Origin of the sequence: uncultured Allobosea sp. (assembly GCF_945957345.1) — a bacterium.
Taxonomy (GTDB): domain Bacteria; phylum Pseudomonadota; class Alphaproteobacteria; order Rhizobiales; family Beijerinckiaceae; genus Allobosea.
The window spans coordinates 11,316-28,801 of the sequence record NZ_CAMFKW010000055.1; the positions used below are offsets into that span (position 1 = coordinate 11,316).

At 66.8% G+C, this 17,486-nt stretch carries 19 protein-coding genes; 8 read left to right on the top strand and 11 right to left on the bottom strand.

Annotated elements, in window-relative coordinates; translation table 11 throughout:
* Window positions 1-11 precede the first annotated feature (11 nt).
* Together Q0Q36_RS21305 and Q0Q36_RS21310 are read right to left on the bottom strand one after the other, a co-directional pair.
* The gene (locus tag Q0Q36_RS21305; RefSeq protein WP_293801233.1) at window positions 12-683 is read right to left on the bottom strand and encodes a class I SAM-dependent methyltransferase; all 672 of its coding nucleotides are present in this window, start codon (window positions 681-683) and stop codon (window positions 12-14) included.
* Entirely contained in the window at window positions 680-1,903 is a 1,224-nt protein-coding gene (locus Q0Q36_RS21310) for a DUF3419 family protein (protein WP_293801235.1), read from the bottom strand. The genes Q0Q36_RS21305 and Q0Q36_RS21310 overlap by 4 nt, the downstream gene beginning before the upstream one ends.
* Window positions 1,904-2,129: 226 nt before the next feature.
* Here Q0Q36_RS21310 and msrB point away from each other — a divergent pair, with 226 nt between their 5' ends.
* Window positions 2,130-2,558: a peptide-methionine (R)-S-oxide reductase MsrB gene (msrB, locus tag Q0Q36_RS21315; RefSeq protein ID WP_293801237.1), complete on the top strand. Its 429-nt coding sequence runs from the start codon at window positions 2,130-2,132 to the stop codon at window positions 2,556-2,558.
* A gap of 113 nt (window positions 2,559-2,671) precedes the next feature.
* On the opposite strand, the gene Q0Q36_RS21320 is transcribed toward msrB, so the two are convergent.
* Window positions 2,672-4,309 carry an acyl-CoA dehydrogenase family protein gene (locus Q0Q36_RS21320; RefSeq protein ID WP_293801239.1) on the bottom strand — a complete coding sequence of 546 codons (1,638 nt, stop codon included), beginning with the start codon at window positions 4,307-4,309 and terminating at the stop codon, window positions 2,672-2,674.
* A 219-nt stretch (window positions 4,310-4,528) separates the two neighbouring features.
* Here Q0Q36_RS21320 and Q0Q36_RS21325 point away from each other — a divergent pair, with 219 nt between their 5' ends.
* The 3 genes from Q0Q36_RS21325 to Q0Q36_RS21335 all read left to right on the top strand — a co-directional run bounded on the left by Q0Q36_RS21325 (window position 4,529) and on the right by Q0Q36_RS21335 (window position 7,498).
* Complete coding sequence (locus tag Q0Q36_RS21325; protein ID WP_293801241.1) at window positions 4,529-6,898, top strand: ATP-dependent helicase; 2,370 nt, start codon at window positions 4,529-4,531, stop codon at window positions 6,896-6,898.
* 116 nt (window positions 6,899-7,014) lie between these two features.
* Complete coding sequence (locus Q0Q36_RS21330) at window positions 7,015-7,209, top strand: type II toxin-antitoxin system HicA family toxin (protein ID WP_293801243.1); 195 nt, start codon at window positions 7,015-7,017, stop codon at window positions 7,207-7,209.
* A gap of 1 nt (window position 7,210) precedes the next feature.
* Window positions 7,211-7,498: a type II toxin-antitoxin system HicB family antitoxin gene (locus Q0Q36_RS21335; protein ID WP_293801245.1), complete on the top strand. Its 288-nt coding sequence runs from the start codon at window positions 7,211-7,213 to the stop codon at window positions 7,496-7,498.
* 115 nt (window positions 7,499-7,613) lie between these two features.
* Here Q0Q36_RS21335 and Q0Q36_RS21340 read toward each other — a convergent pair whose 3' ends face one another.
* Window positions 7,614-8,012: a helix-turn-helix domain-containing protein gene (locus Q0Q36_RS21340; protein WP_293801266.1), complete on the bottom strand. Its 399-nt coding sequence runs from the start codon at window positions 8,010-8,012 to the stop codon at window positions 7,614-7,616.
* A gap of 123 nt (window positions 8,013-8,135) precedes the next feature.
* Between Q0Q36_RS21340 and Q0Q36_RS21345 the strand changes: the two genes are divergently transcribed.
* Complete coding sequence (locus Q0Q36_RS21345) at window positions 8,136-8,891, top strand: SDR family oxidoreductase (protein WP_293801247.1); 756 nt, start codon at window positions 8,136-8,138, stop codon at window positions 8,889-8,891.
* A 12-nt stretch (window positions 8,892-8,903) separates the two neighbouring features.
* Here Q0Q36_RS21345 and Q0Q36_RS21350 read toward each other — a convergent pair whose 3' ends face one another.
* Window positions 8,904-9,296 (bottom strand): VOC family protein, encoded by a 393-nt coding sequence (locus Q0Q36_RS21350; RefSeq protein WP_293801249.1) that lies wholly within the window; start codon window positions 9,294-9,296, stop codon window positions 8,904-8,906.
* Window positions 9,297-9,417: 121 nt separating this feature from the next.
* On the opposite strand from Q0Q36_RS21350, the gene Q0Q36_RS21355 reads away from it, so the two are divergent.
* Window positions 9,418-10,365, top strand: coding sequence for a 50S ribosomal protein L11 methyltransferase (locus Q0Q36_RS21355; RefSeq protein WP_293801250.1), 948 nt, complete (start codon window positions 9,418-9,420; stop codon window positions 10,363-10,365).
* 46 nt (window positions 10,366-10,411) lie between these two features.
* Here Q0Q36_RS21355 and Q0Q36_RS21360 read toward each other — a convergent pair whose 3' ends face one another.
* Both Q0Q36_RS21360 and Q0Q36_RS21365 read right to left on the bottom strand, forming a co-directional pair.
* A complete protein-coding gene (locus Q0Q36_RS21360; RefSeq protein ID WP_265060227.1) occupies window positions 10,412-10,540 on the bottom strand; it encodes a hypothetical protein in 129 nt (42 codons plus the stop codon).
* A 56-nt stretch (window positions 10,541-10,596) separates the two neighbouring features.
* Window positions 10,597-10,839: a hypothetical protein gene (locus Q0Q36_RS21365; protein WP_293801252.1), complete on the bottom strand. Its 243-nt coding sequence runs from the start codon at window positions 10,837-10,839 to the stop codon at window positions 10,597-10,599.
* 297 nt (window positions 10,840-11,136) lie between these two features.
* On the opposite strand from Q0Q36_RS21365, the gene Q0Q36_RS21370 reads away from it, so the two are divergent.
* Entirely contained in the window at window positions 11,137-12,972 is a 1,836-nt protein-coding gene (locus Q0Q36_RS21370; protein WP_293801254.1) for an aminopeptidase P family protein, read from the top strand.
* Between the two features lie 106 nt (window positions 12,973-13,078).
* Here Q0Q36_RS21370 and Q0Q36_RS21375 read toward each other — a convergent pair whose 3' ends face one another.
* The 4 genes from Q0Q36_RS21375 to Q0Q36_RS21390 all read right to left on the bottom strand — a co-directional run bounded on the left by Q0Q36_RS21375 (window position 13,079) and on the right by Q0Q36_RS21390 (window position 16,320).
* Window positions 13,079-13,378 carry an AzlD family protein gene (locus Q0Q36_RS21375; RefSeq protein ID WP_142112580.1) on the bottom strand — a complete coding sequence of 100 codons (300 nt, stop codon included), beginning with the start codon at window positions 13,376-13,378 and terminating at the stop codon, window positions 13,079-13,081.
* The gene (locus tag Q0Q36_RS21380; RefSeq protein ID WP_293801258.1) at window positions 13,375-14,088 is read right to left on the bottom strand and encodes an AzlC family ABC transporter permease; all 714 of its coding nucleotides are present in this window, start codon (window positions 14,086-14,088) and stop codon (window positions 13,375-13,377) included. Before Q0Q36_RS21380 ends, Q0Q36_RS21375 begins: the two co-directional genes overlap by 4 nt.
* A 27-nt stretch (window positions 14,089-14,115) precedes the next feature.
* Window positions 14,116-14,979, bottom strand: coding sequence for an AraC family transcriptional regulator (locus Q0Q36_RS21385; protein ID WP_293801260.1), 864 nt, complete (start codon window positions 14,977-14,979; stop codon window positions 14,116-14,118).
* Between the two features lie 96 nt (window positions 14,980-15,075).
* Window positions 15,076-16,320: an MFS transporter gene (locus Q0Q36_RS21390; RefSeq protein ID WP_293801262.1), complete on the bottom strand. Its 1,245-nt coding sequence runs from the start codon at window positions 16,318-16,320 to the stop codon at window positions 15,076-15,078.
* A gap of 95 nt (window positions 16,321-16,415) precedes the next feature.
* Here Q0Q36_RS21390 and Q0Q36_RS21395 point away from each other — a divergent pair, with 95 nt between their 5' ends.
* Complete coding sequence (locus Q0Q36_RS21395; RefSeq protein ID WP_293801264.1) at window positions 16,416-17,390, top strand: AraC family transcriptional regulator; 975 nt, start codon at window positions 16,416-16,418, stop codon at window positions 17,388-17,390.
* Window positions 17,391-17,486: the final 96 nt, after the last annotated feature.

Genomic DNA, 17,486 nt, shown 5'->3' on the forward strand with positions numbered 1-17,486 from the left:
GCTTTATGCCATCATACCGGCCGTTTGCGCGCCACGGCGTGAACCGCATAGCCGCGATAGGGTGCGCCGATCCGGCAATCGGCCCCGGCAGCTTCAGCCAAGGCTCGCACGACCGCAGGCAAATCCTCGCGCGGCGTGACATGGAACAGCGCCAGCCAGCGCAGCAGCACCGCCTTGAATGGCACCGGCAAGCGCTCCTGATCGCCGAAATCGACCACATGCAGCGAGCCTTCGGGAGAAAGCCGGCGCAGCGCCTCGGCCACGACGCCCTGCCAGGGCGGGATCATCGACAACGCATAGGAAATCACGATCCGGTCGAAGCCCGAGAGCCCGAACAGCGCCTGCGGATCGAAACCGGTGGCATCCGCCTGCGCGAGCCCGATCCGCTGCTCCAGCCCCGCCTTCGCGACCGAGCCTTGTGCCGTCGCGAGCATCGCGCTGGAAACGTCGAGCCCGTAGCAGGCGCAATCCGGATAGCGTTTGGCGATCCGGATCAGGTTGCGCCCGGTGCCGCAGCCGATCTCCAGCACGCTCCCGCCCGCGGGCGGCTGCAAGCCGTCGATGAGCTGGTCGCGGCCGAGCAGGTAGAACTTCCGGCTGGCGTCGTAGATGTGGCGCTGGTGCCGGTAGATCCGGTCCATCAGCCCGGCAGCAGAACCTGCCGACGCCTCCGCCGCGCTCACCGGCCGAGCCCCTTGAGCACATAGAGGTGGAAGCCGCCATAGATCGCCGAACGGTCCTGCCGGCAGAGCTTGCGACTCGTCTCCTCCTCGTAATGCCACTGATCGAGGATCGCTGCCGGTACGCGTCCCGGCAGTAAACGCTCATCCGCCGCAGTGCGGAAGATCACCCGAGCCCCCGGCTTGGCCGTCCGCGTGATCTGCGACCACAAGGCCGCGAGGTCGGCATCGTTCATCCAGTCCTGCGCATCGAGCAGCACATAGGCATCGCAGCTCTCGGCAGGTTGGTCCTCCAGAAAGGCCGTGACCGCGCTCTGGCGATAGGAAACACCGGGAGCACGCTCCTTCACCGCCGCGAAATGCTGCGGCTGGAGATAGGGCGGGAGGGCCGCATCCGGCCCCTCGCCATAGCGCCGGCCGAAAGCCTGTTGGGCGAAATAATTGTCCTTCAGGTCGAAATCGCAAGCCAGGCGCTCAAGCCTGAGTTTCAGCGCGCCCAGAATGCCGTCCTCGCCATCGGCGGCCAGCGCCTTGTACTGCGCGGGCGGGATGCCGAGCCCGTAGAGCGATGCCGGCTGGCGCACCAGCCAGCGCACCAGCTTGCGCTCGAAGACCGGCGCGAGATGCCTGTCATAGAGCGCCCGCTGCTCGGCCATGTCGCGCGCCGCCAGCATCGCCTTGGGATTGCCGCCAAGCAGCCGCGCCAGCACATGGCCGGTACCGATGAAGCGCCCGAGCAGGCCGTAGCGATGGAAGCCCTTGGCGAAGAGATTGATCCGGCGCCGCCCGTTCAGTCCCCGCCCCTCCCAATAGCCGCGCGAGACGGCGTCGAGATGATCGGCGATCTCGCGGTCGTAGAGCGCGACATTGGCGTCATCATTCGCCCGGCCGAAGAAGCGCAGAAAATCCTCCTGCTTCTCCATGCGTGCCAGCGCAGCGAGCTTGAGGCGGCCCAGCGCGATATGGGTGGCGTTGAGATCGACCGCGCTCACCTTGATCGGCGCCGCCGTCAGATAGGACAGGATGTTGCAGGAGCCGGACGCGATCGCCACGACGTGGTCGCCGGCCTTGAGCTGCAGCGCCGCCATGTCGACGACCGGGTCCTCCCAGATCTGCGGATAGACCAGTCCCGAGAAAGCGCGGGCGAACAGCCATTCCAGCATGCCGGCCCTGGAGAGCGTCTTGCTGCGCCGGACGGCCTGTCCCAGGCCCGAGCTCGTCATGCGGCGGGCCGCGCGTGCGGTTTGCGTCGCCTGTTCCGTCACTGGTTTTCCTCCCTTTGCGGGTGCCGGGCAGCTAGAGGAGTCGCGTGACGGTCCGGTGACGGCCGGCACGGCTTCGTGAAAGCGGGCGCGCTGAGTGGGGCTGAAATTTCACGCGCAAAATCCCATATTGGCGGCACGAGAGCCGATGAGGCGCCCCGCCAGGAAGGAGATCGCAATGGGTCTGATGAGCATGTTTGGCGAGCCGAAGAAGCAGGACGAAACCTTCCCCTTCCAGCTCACGGACGCCGAATGGCGCGCGCGCCTGACGCCGGAGCAATATCGCATCCTGCGCGGGCACGGCACCGAACGGGCCGGCTCCTGTGCGCTGAACTACGAGAAGCGTGCGGGCACTTTCTCCTGCGCCGGCTGCGGCCAGAAGCTGTTCAAATCGGGCAAGAAGTTCGAGAGCGGCACCGGCTGGCCGAGCTTCGACCAGCCGCTGGACGGCTCGGTCGGCACGACGGAAGATCGCAGCTACGGGATGCTCCGCGTCGAGGTCCATTGCGCCAATTGCGGCGGCCATCTCGGCCACGTCTTCCCCGACGGCCCACCGCCGACCGGCCTGCGCTACTGCATCAACGGCGAGGCGATGACCTTCGAACCGGAAGCCTAGCAGCTCGCACCGACGTCATGGTCAGGCTTGTCCCGACCATCCACGTCCTCGTTCCTACAATGCGGTGTTCAAGACGTGGATGCTCGCCACAAGGGCGAGCATGACGGAGTGCTCTAAGCGACAGCCGGCATGGCCCGCCGCGCCAGCGCCGCTGCATCGACGGCAGGCGGCAGATCGCCGAACTGCCCCAACCAGCCACCGCCCAGCCGCGTCGCAATGAACGCATCGGCCACAGTTGCCGGCGCGAAACGCAACAGCAGCGAGCCCTGCAGCATCAACGCCAGCCGCTCCGTCAGCAGCCGCGCCTGCCCCTCGTTGCGCATCATCTCCGGCAATTCGCCCTCCAGCCGCTTCAGCGCCTGATCATAGCGTCGATCGGCCCCGGCAGCGGCCATCAATTCCGCCCGCAACACGTCGACCGCCCCCTGCTCGCGTGCCAGCGAGCGCAATACGTCGAGGCAGATGACATTGCCCGAGCCTTCCCAGATCCCGTTGAGCGGCGCCTCCCGGTAGAGCCGCGCCATCGGGTTCTCCTCGATGAAGCCGTTGCCGCCATGGCATTCCAGCGCCTCGGTGACGACGGCGGGCGCACGGCGCGTGATCCAGTATTTCGCGATCGGTGCCCCGACCCGCGCCAGCAGACGCTCGCCTTCGGAAGCCTCCTGCCGGTCGAGTGCCGCGAACAGCCTGAAGGCGAGCCAGGCGGCCGCCTCCGCTTCGATCGCGATATCGGCCAGCACGTTCTGCATGATCGGCTGGTCGATCAAGGCCTTCTGGAAGGCGCGGCGATGCTGGGCATGATGCGCCGCCAACGACACCGCCATCCGCATCAGCCCGGATGAAGCCGCCGCGATATCGAGCCGCGAATTATGGTTCATCGACAAGCCGGTCCGGATGCCCCGCCCCTTCTCACCGAGCAGATGGCCGATCGCCCCCCTGAACTCGACTTCCGACGAGGCATTCGAGCGATTGCCGACCTTGTCTTTCAAGCGCTGGATCGCGATGCCGTTACGCGCTCCGTCCGGCAGCCAGCCCGGCACGACGAAGCAGGAGATGCTCTCGCCCGTCCGCGCCAGTGTCAGGAAAACGTCGGAATGCGGCACCGAGAAGAACCACTTTCGCCCGTGCAGCGACCATGTGCCGTCGCGATTATCCTCGGCCACCGTCTGGGTTTGCCTCAGGTCCGAGCCGCCCTGCATCTCGGTCATCGCCGTGCCGACAGTCGCGCCGAACTTCAGGTCCGCCGGTCCCTGCCGCGGATCGTAGCGGTTCGACATCACGAGAGAGCCCCATCGCTCCCACAGCGCTGCGTCCTGCCGCAACACCGGCACGGCGGCATAGGTCATGCTGATCGGACAGCAGATGCCGCTTTCTGCGCCGTACCAGAGGTATTGCAGCGCGGCGCGGGCCACTTGCGCGCCGGGCTCCGGCCTGGTCCAGGCCAGCGCATGCGCCTCCTGCCCGATAGCGAGGCCCATCAACTCATGCCAGGCCGGATGGAAGGCGATCTCGTCGATGCGGTTACCGAAGCGGTCGAATGCCTTCAATTCGGGCGTGTAGCGATTGGCGAGATAAGCCAATTCCTGCACGCGCGCCGAGCCGACCGTCCTCCCCGCCTCATGCAGCTGCTCGCGCGCCCAGGCGGCACCGAAGACCGAGACGATCTCCGGCAGCACGGGATCGGCGGCGAAGGCGTCGTAGCCGGCCAGCACCGGCACCTGGTTGGCGACCTGCCAGACACCGCTTGTCATTGCTGCATCCTGCCTTGCCGTCATGGTCGGGCTTGTCCCGACCATCCACGCCTTCATGCCCCCAGGACAGTGTTCAAGACGTGGATGCTCGGGACAAGCCCGAGCATGACGGTCGCGACCCGCTTGATCCAATGGAAAATGCACGAACGAGGGGCGCAATCCTGACATCGACGCCCTATATTCGCCGGAGAACGAATCACGCACGAGCAGCGCACACCCTTGTCCGATACAGACCCCTTTTCAGCTCCGCCGCCGCGCCCTGGCGGCCTCGCCGCGCGCGCTGCCGCGCAGCCGGCGGCCGGCTATCTCGCAGGGCTGAACCCGGAGCAGCGTCAGGCGGTCGAGGCGACGGAAGGCCCGGTTCTGGTGCTGGCCGGCGCCGGCACCGGCAAGACCCGCGTGCTCACCACCCGCATCGGCCACCTGATCTCGACCAGCCGCGCCTACCCCTCGCAGATCCTCGCCGTGACCTTCACCAACAAGGCGGCGCGCGAGATGAAGGAGCGCGTCGCCCATCTCGTCGGCCCGGTCGCCGAGGGCATGCCCTGGCTCGGCACCTTTCACTCGATCTCGGCCAAACTCCTGCGCCGGCATGCCGAATTGCTCGACCTGCGCAGCGACTTCACCATCCTCGACACCGACGACCAGATCCGCCTGATGAAGCAGGTGATCCAGGCCGAGGGCATCGACGAGAAGCGCTGGCCCGGCCGCATGCTGGCGGGCTTCATCGATAGCTGGAAGAATCGCGGGCTGGCGCCCAAGGACGTGCCCCATGGCGAGGCCGCCGTCTTCGCCAACGGCAAGGGCGGCAAGCTCTACGCCGCCTATCAGGAGCGCCTGAAAGCGCTGAACGCCGTCGATTTCGGCGACCTGCTGCTGCATTGCCTGACGCTGTTCCGCGACTATCCGGACGTGCTCCAGACCTATCACGACCGCTTCCGCTACATCCTCGTCGACGAGTACCAGGACACCAACACGGCGCAGTATCTCTGGCTGCGTCTGCTGGCCCAGGGTCGCCGCAATATCTGCTGCGTCGGCGACGACGACCAGTCGATCTATGGCTGGCGCGGCGCCGAGGTCGACAACATCCTGCGCTTCGAGCACGATTTTCCGGGCGCGACCGTGATCCGGCTGGAGCGCAACTACCGCTCGACCGGCCATATCCTCGCCACCGCCTCGAAGCTGATCGCTCGCAACGAAGGCCGCCTCGGCAAGACGCTGCGCACCGAAGACGCGCTCGGCGAGAAGGTCACCATCACCGGCGCTTGGGACAGCCAGGAGGAAGCTCGCCTGATCTCAGACGAGATCGAGGCGATGCAGGCCAAGAAGTACAACCTCGCCGAGGTCGCGGTGCTCGTCCGCATCTCCGCCCAGATGCGCGAGATCGAAGAGCGCTTCGTCCAGGCCGGCGTGCCCTATCGCGTCATCGGCGGCCCGCGCTTCTACGAGCGTGCCGAAATCCGCGATGCCCTCGCCTATCTGCGCTGCGTGGTCTCGCCCACCGACGACCTCGCCTTCGAGCGCATCGTCAACGTGCCCAAGCGCGGCCTCGGCGACGCTACGGTCCAGCTCCTGCACAACCACGCCCGCGCCACGGGCTTCTCGCTGATGCAATCGGCCCGCGCAGCCGTCGAGAGCGACGAACTGAAGCCAAAGGCCCGTACGGCGCTGCGCGAGCTGGTCGATGCTTTCGGCCGCTGGTCGAAACGCGCCGAGCACATGCCGCAGGGCGAGCTCGCCGAGCTCGTGCTGGAGGAATCCGGCTATACCGAGATGTGGAAGAAGGACCGTTCGGCCGATGCCGCCGGGCGTCTCGAAAACCTCAAGGAGCTCGTCCGCTCGCTCGACGAGTTCCCCGACCTGCCAGCCTTCCTCGAACACGTCTCGCTGGTCATGGACGTCGCCGATGGCGAGGCCGAGGCCCGCGTCTCGATCATGACGCTGCACGCCGCCAAGGGTCTGGAATTCGACACGGTCTTCCTGCCCGGCTGGGAGGAAGGCCTGTTCCCGAACCAGCGCGCGCTCGACGAGAGCGGCCGCGCCGGGCTGGAGGAGGAGCGTCGCCTCGCTCATGTCGGCCTCACCCGCGCCCGCAAGAAGCTGAAGCTCTATTTCGCCTCGAACCGGCGCATCCACGGCCTCTGGCAGACCAGCCTGCCCTCGCGCTTCATCGACGAATTGCCGGAGGAGCATGTCGAGGTCGAGCAAGCCGCGTCCAGCTATAGCCAAGGCGGCTACGGCGCCTCGCGCTTCGACCGGATGGAGAGCTTCGGCTCCAGCTATAACACACCGGGCTGGCAGCGCGCGCAGGAGAACCGCGCGAAGAACAGCGGCGGCAGCGGCTTCTCGGAAAGCGGGCGAGGCTTCGGCTCGGGAGGAGGCTCACGTCCGCGCGGCCCGCTGCTGATCGAGGGCGAACTCACTGCCAAATCATCAGGCGAATCCGCTTATGGCGAGGGCGCCCGCGTCTTCCACGTCAAGTTCGGCCCCGGCTCGGTGGCGAGCGTGGACGGCAACAAGCTCACCGTCGATTTCGACAAGGCCGGCCGGAAGATGGTGCTGGATAGCTTCGTGCAGAAGGCTGGCTGAGTGCTTGATCCATTCTAGGGCTACGGCAGAGTGCGCAAGTAACTCCAATCCAGCGATTGTTGATCGCAACCTTTTGGCAGCTATACGATCGAGGTCTAAACTGAGGCCTTGGTCCAATGCTCAACAACAGCGCCGACATCATTCGCCGCCTCGCACGCGAGGGCTGGGAGTGCGTGCGCGTCGCCGGTTCGCATCACGTCTTCAAAAAGCCCGGCGTCCGTGACACTATCGTGGTACCGCATCCGAAGAAGAGTTTCGGACCCGGTCTCGTGTTGAAGATTTACAAGCAGGCAGGCTGGCCGCGCGACTGACATGACCTATTACGTCGCCATCATCGAGGATGCAGGCCCCGACCATGCCGTCGGCGTCTGGTTTCCCGATCTACCCGGCTGCTTCGCGGCCGGCGATATGCTGGATGAGGCCCTGCTCAACGCTCCCGAGGCAATTGCACTCTGGATCGAAGCCCAAGGCGGCCCCGCGCCCCGTGCCCGTACTCCCAGCGAATTGCGCAGCGATCCCGAGACCTCTGCGGATATGGCCACGCATGCCATCGCCCTGATCCCGGCCCCCAGCCTATCGTTGCAGCCGGCGGCGGAGTAGAAGCGCTTCATCCTTACCGTCCCGATGATTAAGCTCGGCTGGCAGGTTTTTGGCGAGATCACGCCGAAGCCACCGGGCGCGACCCGGATCTACCTGACCAAGGACCTCTGAGCGTTCACGCGCCGCCTTCCCGCTCTCGGAACGCCTTTCGCGCCGCCGAAACCTCGGCGTAGTACGTCTCAGCCCAGGTCCAGACTCCGCAGAAGGCGGCGCTGAGCTCTCGCCCCAGTTCCGTCAGCGTGTAGTCGACATGCGGCGGGATCACCGGATGGACGGTGCGGACGACCAGCCCGTCGCGCTCCATCTCGCGCAGCGTCTTGGTCAGCATCTTCTGGCTGATGCCGCCGACGATGCGGCCAACCTCGGTGAAGCGCAGCGTGCCGTGCTCCTCCAACGCCTCCAGCACCAGCATCGTCCATTTGTCGGCGACCTGCGCGATGACCTGCCGTACCAGCGACTCCACCGCCGGGCTGACCGGAGGGATCGCCTCGCTGCGCTGATGCATCGCTGCCATGGCGGTCCGGATCGCCTGCATCCGACACTCTCCTTTTGGTGCGTATGGCACTTCCGAGCGCCTTCTTTCCAATGAAGAGTATGGGCGCCATCTCGTCTCACGCAACCACGAGAGGGCCTTGCCATGAAGATTTCCGGAAACACCATCCTCATCACCGGCGGCGGCTCGGGCATTGGCCGGGCACTGGCCGAGGCTCTGCACGCCAAGGGCAACAAGGTCGTCATCGCCGGGCGCCGCGAAGCCGTGCTCGACGCGGTCACCGCCGCCAATCCCGGCATGGAATCGATGCTGCTCGACATCCAGGACGAGGCCGATATCGCAGGTTTCGCCCGTCAGGCCGTCGAGCGCTTCCCGAGCCTGAACGCCGTCATCAACAATGCCGGCATCATGAAGCCGGAGAACCTGCCGGCCGCCGACAATCTCGCCATCGCCGAGGAGACGATCGCGACCAACCTGCTCGGCCCGATCCGCCTGACCACCGCGCTGCTGCCACATCTCCTTAAACAGCCGCAGGCGACCGTCCTGACCGTCTCGTCCGGTCTCGCCTTCGTACCGCTCGCGATCGCACCGACCTATAGCGCGACCAAGGCCGCGATCCATTCCTGGTCGATCGGCCTGCGCGAGCAGCTCAAGCACACATCGGTCGAGGTCATCGAGATCGCCCCGCCCTATGTGCAGACCGAGTTGATGGGCCCGCATCAGGCGGTCGATCCGGCCGCGATGCCGCTCGCCGATTTCACCAATGAGGTGATGACGACCCTCGAAACGCAGCCTGAAGCCACGGAGGTCATCGTCGAGCGCTGCAAGCCGCTGCGCTTCGCCGAAATCAGCGGCAGCTTTGCGCAGGTCTTTGCCGGGCTCAACGCACAGCACGGTTGACGAAGGAGAGTATTACTCCGCCCGATGGCAGCAGACGCAGACCTTGTTGCCATCGGGGTCGCGGAAATAGGCCCCGTAATAATGTGCGTGATAATGCGGCCGCAGGCCCGGGGGCCCTTCGCAACTCCCACCATGGGCCAGCGCTATCGCGTGACAGACGTCGACGGTCGCACGGCTTTCGGCCAGGAAGGCCACCATGTGGCCGTTCCCGGGCGTGGCGGCCTGCCCATCGAACGGACGGGTCAGGAACAGCAGGGGTCGGTCGGAAGCTGTCGGCTGCCATGCGGCAGCTGCGGCTTCCGGATCACGAAAGCGCAGCTTCAACCCCAATGCGCCGCAAAGCGCGCCATAGAAAGCCTCTGCTCGCTCGAAGGCATTCGTTCCGACGCTGATATGGGAGAACATGCGGGGCCTCCTGCTTCCAGCTTTGGCAGCTCGGGAATGTCTCGCACCCTACCGCAAGACGCACGGCCCGGAAGCGCAGCGATCGCATGACAACACCCCCGCGCGCTGCTAAGGCCACCGCATGCGCGAAGGCCTCCTGCCAGCGACGGTCGCGACCGTCCTCGAACTCTCCACCTCGGGCGAACAGGCCCGGGCCCTCACCGAATTGCTCGGTGAGATCTTCGATCCCACCGAGACGGCGATCTCCGCCTTCGAGATCGAGGATGGGATCACCACGCTCTCGATGAACATTCCGTGGAAGGTCGAGATCTATTTCGCCAACCCACCTGACGAGGAAGCGGTGCGCGACCTGCTGCGCCCAATCGTGGGCGAACTCGTCGACAACACGCCCTTCACCACTGTCAACACCAAGGACTGGGTCGCGAACAGCCTGGACGGGCTGAAGCCCGTCCGCGCCGGCCGCGTCCTCGTCCATGGCGCGCATGACCGCCACGTTGTCCGCACCAACGATGTCGCCATCGAGATCGAGGCGGCGCTCGCCTTCGGCACCGGCCATCACGGTACGACAGCCGGCTGCCTGCTCGCGCTCGATGCCGAATTGAAGAAGCGCCGCCCGCGCCACGGCATCGATATCGGCACCGGCACCGGCATCCTCGGGCTGGCGCTCGCCAAGCAGATCAAGCGCAAGGTCGTCGCCGGCGATATCGATGCGGTCGCGATCGAGGTCTCCGCCCATAACGCCCGGCTCAATCATGCGCCGAACGCACTCGATCTCTATGTCGCGCCTGGCCTGCGCCATGCCAAGGCCTGGCGCCCCGGCCATTTCGATTTCGTCTTCGCCAATATCCTGGCCGGCCCGCTGAAGCGCCTCGCCCCGTCGATCGCGCGTGTGCTCTCGTCGAACGGCACGCTGATCCTGTCGGGCCTGCTGGCGATGGATGTCGCGGGCGTCGTCTCGGCCTACCGGCACCAGGGCGTCTATCTCGCGAGCCATTCGCTGCGCGAGGGCTGGGCGACGCTGATCATGAAAAAAGGCGGCGCAGCCCCGAGGCCGCGCCGCCTTGCCTGACCTCCGGCGCTCCCGGAGGAAGCGCGAGGCCGTTACTCGTTACGGGTCAGAAGGCGATATAGCCGTACTTCTTCTCGGCATCGGCCTGCAGGCTGCGGGCATCGTGCCAGACGGCGGCAGCGAACTTCGCGGCATCCGCGATCTGTTCGTAGACGTGCTTGATGATGGCGATCATGGTGGAGGTCCTCAAGGGTTGTCGGCCGCGCGGCCCGAGGCCACGGCAGCGTGAATTCAGCGGCTGAAAGGCAGCGAGACGTCGCTCGACAGCGTCGCGGACGGGAAGCCGCCCAGCACGATCTCGGCCTCGTTGACGAGGAGGTTGCGGGCGCGCAGTTCGCGGGCTGCAGAACGTGCGCGGCTCACGACGAGCGCGGCATAGAAGCGCTGCATCAGGCTCGGCTTGTCCGCGCGTGTCTTGGCACCGGCCTGGACCGGAACGGGCAGCACGTCGGCATTGTTCAAGACATAGGTCATGGGTCTATCTCCGAAAGACGAAGGACAGTCCCGGTCGCTTCCTCGTTCTCTTATGCGACCAAAGTGGGATCATTTCGCACTTGCGAGAAGATATGTTCGCATATGCGAGATATGCAGAAAACGCATGCAATCCGTCCATATCCGTTAATGTTTGCGTAGATTGCATAACCAAACGGCACAATGCGACCTCGACAGGCAGCGCCTTCCCACGGAACGGGCAGCACCCCGCCGATGCATTTACGCTGGCGCTTTCCCCGGCGCGAGGCGACGATGGTCCGACCTAAGCCGGACCCCGCCATGACCGATTCGACCCTGCCGACCTGCCGTTTCCAGTCCTTCTCCGAGCCGAGCGACCCCAGGCTGGTTGCCGGCCGCGTCACCGCCCTGCGCAAGGCACTCGCCGCGCAAGGGCTGGACGGCTTCGTGATCCCGCGCGCCGACGAGCATCAGGGCGAGTACGTCCCGGCCCATATGGCCCGCCTCGCCTGGCTGACCGGCTTCACCGGCTCGGCCGGCAATGCCGTCGTGCTGGCGGACAAGGCGGCGCTGATCGTCGACGGCCGCTACACGATCCAGTCGGCCGAACAGACCGACACCCAAGTCGTCACGCCCGTCCGCATGGAGGAGACGCCGCTGGAACGCTGGGTCGAGCAGAACCTGCCGGCTGGCGGCAAGCTCGGCTACGATCCCTGGCTGCATACGGTCGATGGCCTCGCCCGCCTCGAAAAGGCAGCGGCAGCGGCCGGCGGCAGCCTCGTCGCCGTCAGGGCCAACCCGATCGACGCGCTCTGGAGCGACCGCCCTGCCCCGCCCACGGCGCCGGTCAAGGCGCATCCGACGGCCTTTGCCGGCGAGGACAGCGTCTCGAAGCTCGCCCGCATCCAGAAGGCACTGGCCGAGGCCAAGGTCGACGCGCTCGTCGTCTCCGATCCCCACGCCTTGGCCTGGGTCTTCAATATCCGCGGCGGCGATGTCGAGCACACGCCGCTGCCGCTCGGCTATTCCATCGTCCCGCGCGAGGGCCGGCCGACCGTCTTCCTCGCACCGGAGAAGGTCACCAACGAGGCCGGCGATGCGATCGGCGCGGTCGGCGAGATCGCCCCTCCGGCCGATCTCGACAGGCAGATCGCCAAACTCGGCGCAGCCAAGGCCAAGGTCCGGCTCGATGCCGCGACCGCTGCCTCGGCGCTGGCGACCCTGATCCGCGAAGCCGGCGGCACGCCCGATGCCGGCGCCGACCCGATCGCCCTGATGAAAGCGCGCAAGAACGCGGCCGAGCTGGATGGCGCCCGCAACGCCCATCTGCGCGACGGTGCCGTCATGGTGCGCTACCTCTCCTGGCTGGCGCGCGAGGCGCCGAAGGGCAGCCTGACCGAGATCGATGCGGTGGCCGCGCTCGAGGCCGAGCGGTTGAAGACCGGCCTGCTCAAGGACGTCTCCTTCACCACCATCGCCGGCGCCGGCCCCAATGCGGCGCTGCCGCATTACCGCGTCAGCGAGGCGAGCAACCGCAAGCTGGAGCCCGGCATATTCCTGGTCGATTCGGGGGGCCAGTACGAGGACGGCACCACCGACATCACCCGCACCATGGTGATCGGCACGCCCACGGCCGAGATGCGCGACCGCTATACCCGCGTGCTCAAGGGCCATGTCGCGATCTCGCGGCTGGTCTTCGTCAAGGGTACCTCGGGCGCGCAGCTCGATGCCTTCGCGCGGCTGCCGCTCTGGCAGGGCGGCTTCGATTTCGACCACGGCACCGGCCATGGCGTCGGCAGCTATCTCTCGGTGCATGAGGGGCCGCAGCGGCTCTCCAAGCTCGGCACCACGCCGCTGGAGCCGGGCATGATCCTCTCCAACGAACCCGGCTACTACAAGCAGGGCGAATACGGCATCCGCATCGAGAACCTGATCGTGGTCGAGGAGCGCCGGATCCCCGGCGCCGAGCGGGTGATCTACGGCTTCGAGACGATCACCTGGTGCCCCTACGAGCGCCCCCTGATCGAGAAGAGCATGCTCGATGCCGGCGAGATCGCCTGGATCGACGCCTATCACGCTCAGGTCTGGGAGAAGCTCTCGCCGCTGGTCGAAGGTGAGGCGAAGCTGTGGTTGGAGCAGGCGTGCGGGGCGCTTTGAAGTTCCGCGTCATGGTCGGGCTTGTCCCGACCATCCACGTCTTCCTTCGGGCAAGGGCTGCATTCAAGACGTGGATACTCGCCACGAGGGCGAGCATGACGGAGCGCTAGAACACCATCCTGAACCCAACGACCGCGACCACCCCGACCGCCACCACGCCCAACAGCGGCAACCGCGTCGCGGCGAGCGCCGTGATCGCCGCCGCGGCCGTCTCGGCCCAGCCGGTCGCAAGTGCGCTCGGCGCGATCACCGCGATCAGCACGGCCGGCGGGATCGCATCGAAGGCAGCCTGCGCGCGCGGCGAGAGGCTGAGCCGCCCGGCCAGCGCAAGCCCGGCGACGCGCGTGAAATAGGTCACGATCGCCATGCCGAGGAAGGCGAGGAGATTGATCGGATCGACGCTCACGCCTTGGCCTCCTCGGTCACCGGCTGCTCCTCGCTGCCCGCCGCAAGCCAGGCCGCAAGCAATCCACACAGGGCCCCCGCCGCGACATGCCAGGGCTGCCCGACCAGACGATAGGTCACGGCCGAGGCGATGCCGGCGGCCGCCACCGTCCAGAACGTCACCCTGCCCTTCCAGAAGGCCGCGACGAGCGCGATGAACAGAGCCGTGAAGGCGAAATCGGCGCCGAGCCGCTTGGGATCGCCCAGCACCGCACCGATCATCGCGCCGAGCGTCGAATTGATCAGCCAGCCTGCGACGAAGGGGATCACCATCGCGAACCAGTAGGCCGGCGTCAGGCGGTGCGTGCGGGCGCGCTTCTCGGCCAGAGCCCAGTTCTCGTCCGCCATGTAGTAAAGGCCGAGGAATTTCTGCCAGCGGCTGAAGCCCTGGAGCTTCGGCGCCAGCGACGCCCCCATCAGGACGTGACGCGCATTGATCAGCAGCGTCGAGAACACCAGCGCCGCGACCGGCGCGGGGTTGGCCCAGAGCTCGATCGCGGCGAACTGCGCCCCACCGGCGAAGACCATGATGCTCATCAGGAAGACTTCCAGGGGCGAGAGGCCCTTGCTGGCCGCCACCGCGCCAAAGAGCAGGCCGATCGGCGCCGCGGCCACGGCAGCCGGCCAGATATCGTTCAGGCCGCGCCTGATATCGTCACGCATCGTGGACATGGAGTTCTGTTTCTCTTGAAAGCTGTTTCAGCCGGCATGAGCCGCGCGGAAGACGCCGGGCGTGACCCCGAGCCGAGCCTTGAAGGCCCTCGTCAGATGCGGCTGGTCGCAGAAGCCCGTCGCCGCCGCGACCTCCCCCAGGCTCTCGCCGCGACGCAATCGCTCGCGCGCCCGCCGCACCCTGACATCGATGAGATAGGCATGCGGCGTCAGCCCAGTTTCGCGTCGGAAGGCCCGGATCAGATGATGGCGCGGCAAACCGGCAAGCGCGGCAAGATCAGCCAGCAACAGGTCTTCCTCGTAGCGCGCCTCGATCGCGCGCCGCGTGCGGGCGACCGGCCCATCCTCGCGCCCGACCGCCTGCACGTGCAGGTCGGCATGGCGCGCCAGCATATGGGCATAGGCGCGCAGGAGTGCCTCCTCGCCTGCCAATGCGTCGGTGCCTTCTTCCAGCAGACGATGCGCGGCGCTGAACAGCGCGGCACCGGCGGGGTCCTGCACCACCGGATCACGGAAGAACGGCGTGCCGACCGCCTCGTTTCCGGTCAGGGAGGCCGTGATCTCCTGCATCAGTTCGACCGAAGGGTAGCTCATCCGGTAGCGATAGCCGCCCTCGCTCGGCGCGCCGTCATGAACGTCGAGCGGGTGGTTCAGCACGATGTCGCCGGGGCCGGCATAGAGCTTCTGCCCGCGCGCATGCCAGACTTCGCAGCCCATCTCGATCGTGCCGATCGCATAGGTGTCATGGGCATGCGGGGCATAGGCATGAGTGCGGAAGGTCGCGGCGAGGAACTCGAGCCCGTCGAAGCGGCGCGCAGCGAACAGATGCGCGCTCTCCCCCGCCCTGAGCGGGGTCTCCAGCAAGGCCTGTTCCTGCGAGATCGACTGCATGCCCAAAGATAGCGCAGAAGCCTGCCATACTGTCTTGAAGAAAAGTGATCGGGCGCATCACGCGCCCGATCGGTTTTGCCATCCAAAGATGGGGGCTCAAAGCGCGTGTGCAGCCGCGCCAGCGCCCACCCGCTCGGGACTCCTGGACCCCAGCAGCAGCACGCCGAGCCCGCCGACCAGCGTCGCGACCATGGCATAGGCGATGACGCCGAGCGTGCCGAAGCCATCGACGAGAAGACCGCCGAAGACCGCGCCGCTCGCGATCGCGATCTGGAAGGCGGCGACGATCAGGCCGCCCGCCGACTCGGCCTCGTCCTCCGGCGCGACGCGCACCAGCCAGGTCTGGAAGCCGACCGGAAGCGCACCAAAGGCAAAGCCCCAGAGCCCGACTGCGACCGCAGAAGCGATCGGCGATGTGCCGATGAAGAGCAGGCTGACGCTCACCAGCGCGATCAAGAAGGCGCCGAAGATCACCGAGGCCTTGGCACTGCGCGCCGTGATCGCCCCGCCCGCAAAATTGCCGAAGAAGCCGCCAACGCCATAGGCCAGCAGGACAAGCGAGATCGCCTCGACCGAGAGCTTGGGGATCTGCTCCAGGAACGGGCGCACATAGGTGAATCCAGCGAAATGGCCGGAGATCACCACGACGATGCCGGCGAGCACGAGCGCAATGCTGGGCTGGCCGAGCAGGCGGAACAGCGTGCGGATATCGGGCGAGCCGCGCGCCGGCAGACGCGGGAGCACCGCCATCTGGATGACGAGCGCCGCGACGCCAACGAGCGCCGAGAGCCAGAACACAAACCGCCAGCCCATCACGTTGCCGAGATAGGCACCGATCGGCGCGGCGCTGACGGTGGCGAGGGAGACGCCGGCGAAGATCAGCGACATCGCCTTGGGCAAGGCGCTGGGCGGCACCAGTCGCATTGCGGTCGCCGCGACCATCGACCAGAAGGCGCCGAGCCCGATGCCGAGCAGCACGCGCGCAAAAAGCAGCATCGGCAGGTTGGTGGCGATCGCCGCGATGACGCTGGAGACGATCAGCAGGCCGGTCAGCGACCAGATCACGATGCGTCGGTCGATACCGCGGGTCACGATGGCCGCGGCAAGCCCGGCGATGGCGCCGACGACGGCGGTCGCGGTCACGGCTTGCCCGGCGGCGCCGACGGAGACGCCGATATCGGCGGCCATCGGGGTGAGCAGGCTGGCCGGCAGGAACTCGGCCGTGACGAGGCCGAAGACGCCGAAGGTCAGCGACGTGACGGCAGCCCAGGCCGGCTTGTCGCGAGCCTCCTCGGTACTGTCGTCGAATTCAAGAGCGGTGGCAGAAAGGGAATCTGACATGGGTGTCTCCATGAGGTTGCCGGAAGATGGGCGTGGCCCCATGGAGTTTCCATGCTATATCATCCGCATCTCATGACCGTTCGTCCAGGAATGCCATGACCGCTTCCGCCGACCATCTGACCGAGATGCTGCGTGGCCTGAGGCTCGACGGTGTCGACTACAGCCGCTGCCAGTTGGCTGCCCCCTGGGGCGTCGCCTTCCCGCCGACCCATGAGGCCTATTTCCATTTCATCTCGCGCGGCGGCTGCTGGCTGAAGACGCCGGCCGGCGAATGGCTGGAGCTCGCCGATGGCGATGCCGTGCTGCTGCCGCGCGGCGGCGGCCATGTGCTGGCGAGCTCGCCGGACGTCATCGCCTCCCCGCCCTGCGACTGCCGGGTGCGCGAGGCCTATGGCAATGTCTTCGATGTCGAGGGCGGCGGCGCGGGCGCGCATATGCTCGTCTTCACCGGCCGCATGACCTTCAATGTCGATCTCGACCACCCGCTCCTGCGCTTGATGCCGGACCTGATGCGGATGAGCGATTTCATGGCCTATGAGCCCGGCATCCCGCATCTGCTGGACGCGATGGGCCGCGAGGTCGCGATGGACCGGGTCGGCGCCGGCGGCATGCTGGCGCGTCTCGCCGATGTGCTGGCGGCTGCGATCATCCGCGCCTGGGTCGAGGGCGGCTGCGGCGCCGCCAAGGGCTGGGTCGCGGCGGCGCGCTGCCCGACGATCGGCAAGGTCCTGGCGGCGATCCACGCCCATCCCGAAAGCGACTGGACGGTCGAGAGCCTCGCCGAACTGATGGGTGCATCGCGCTCCGGCTTTGCCGAGCGCTTCGCCGAGGTCGTCGGCGAGACGCCGGCCCGCTATGTCGCGCAGGTGCGGATGCATCAGGCAAGGCAATGGCTGGCGCGCGACAAGTTGCGGATCGCGGTGGTGGCGCAGCGCCTCGGTTACGAGTCGGAAGCCTCCTTCAGCCGCGCCTTCAAGCGCATCACCGGCCTGGCGCCAAGCCAGGTACGGACCGCAGGCGAGGCACCACCCGGCTCCATGTTCACGCCTGCGGCGGAGGCGGCGGAGTAGCGGCAGCCGATCCAGCCTAAGCGAGCATGATAACCGGCTCCGGCTCATATGTGGAACGGCCCGACAGGCAAGGTGTTTGTGGAGGTTTGATCCATC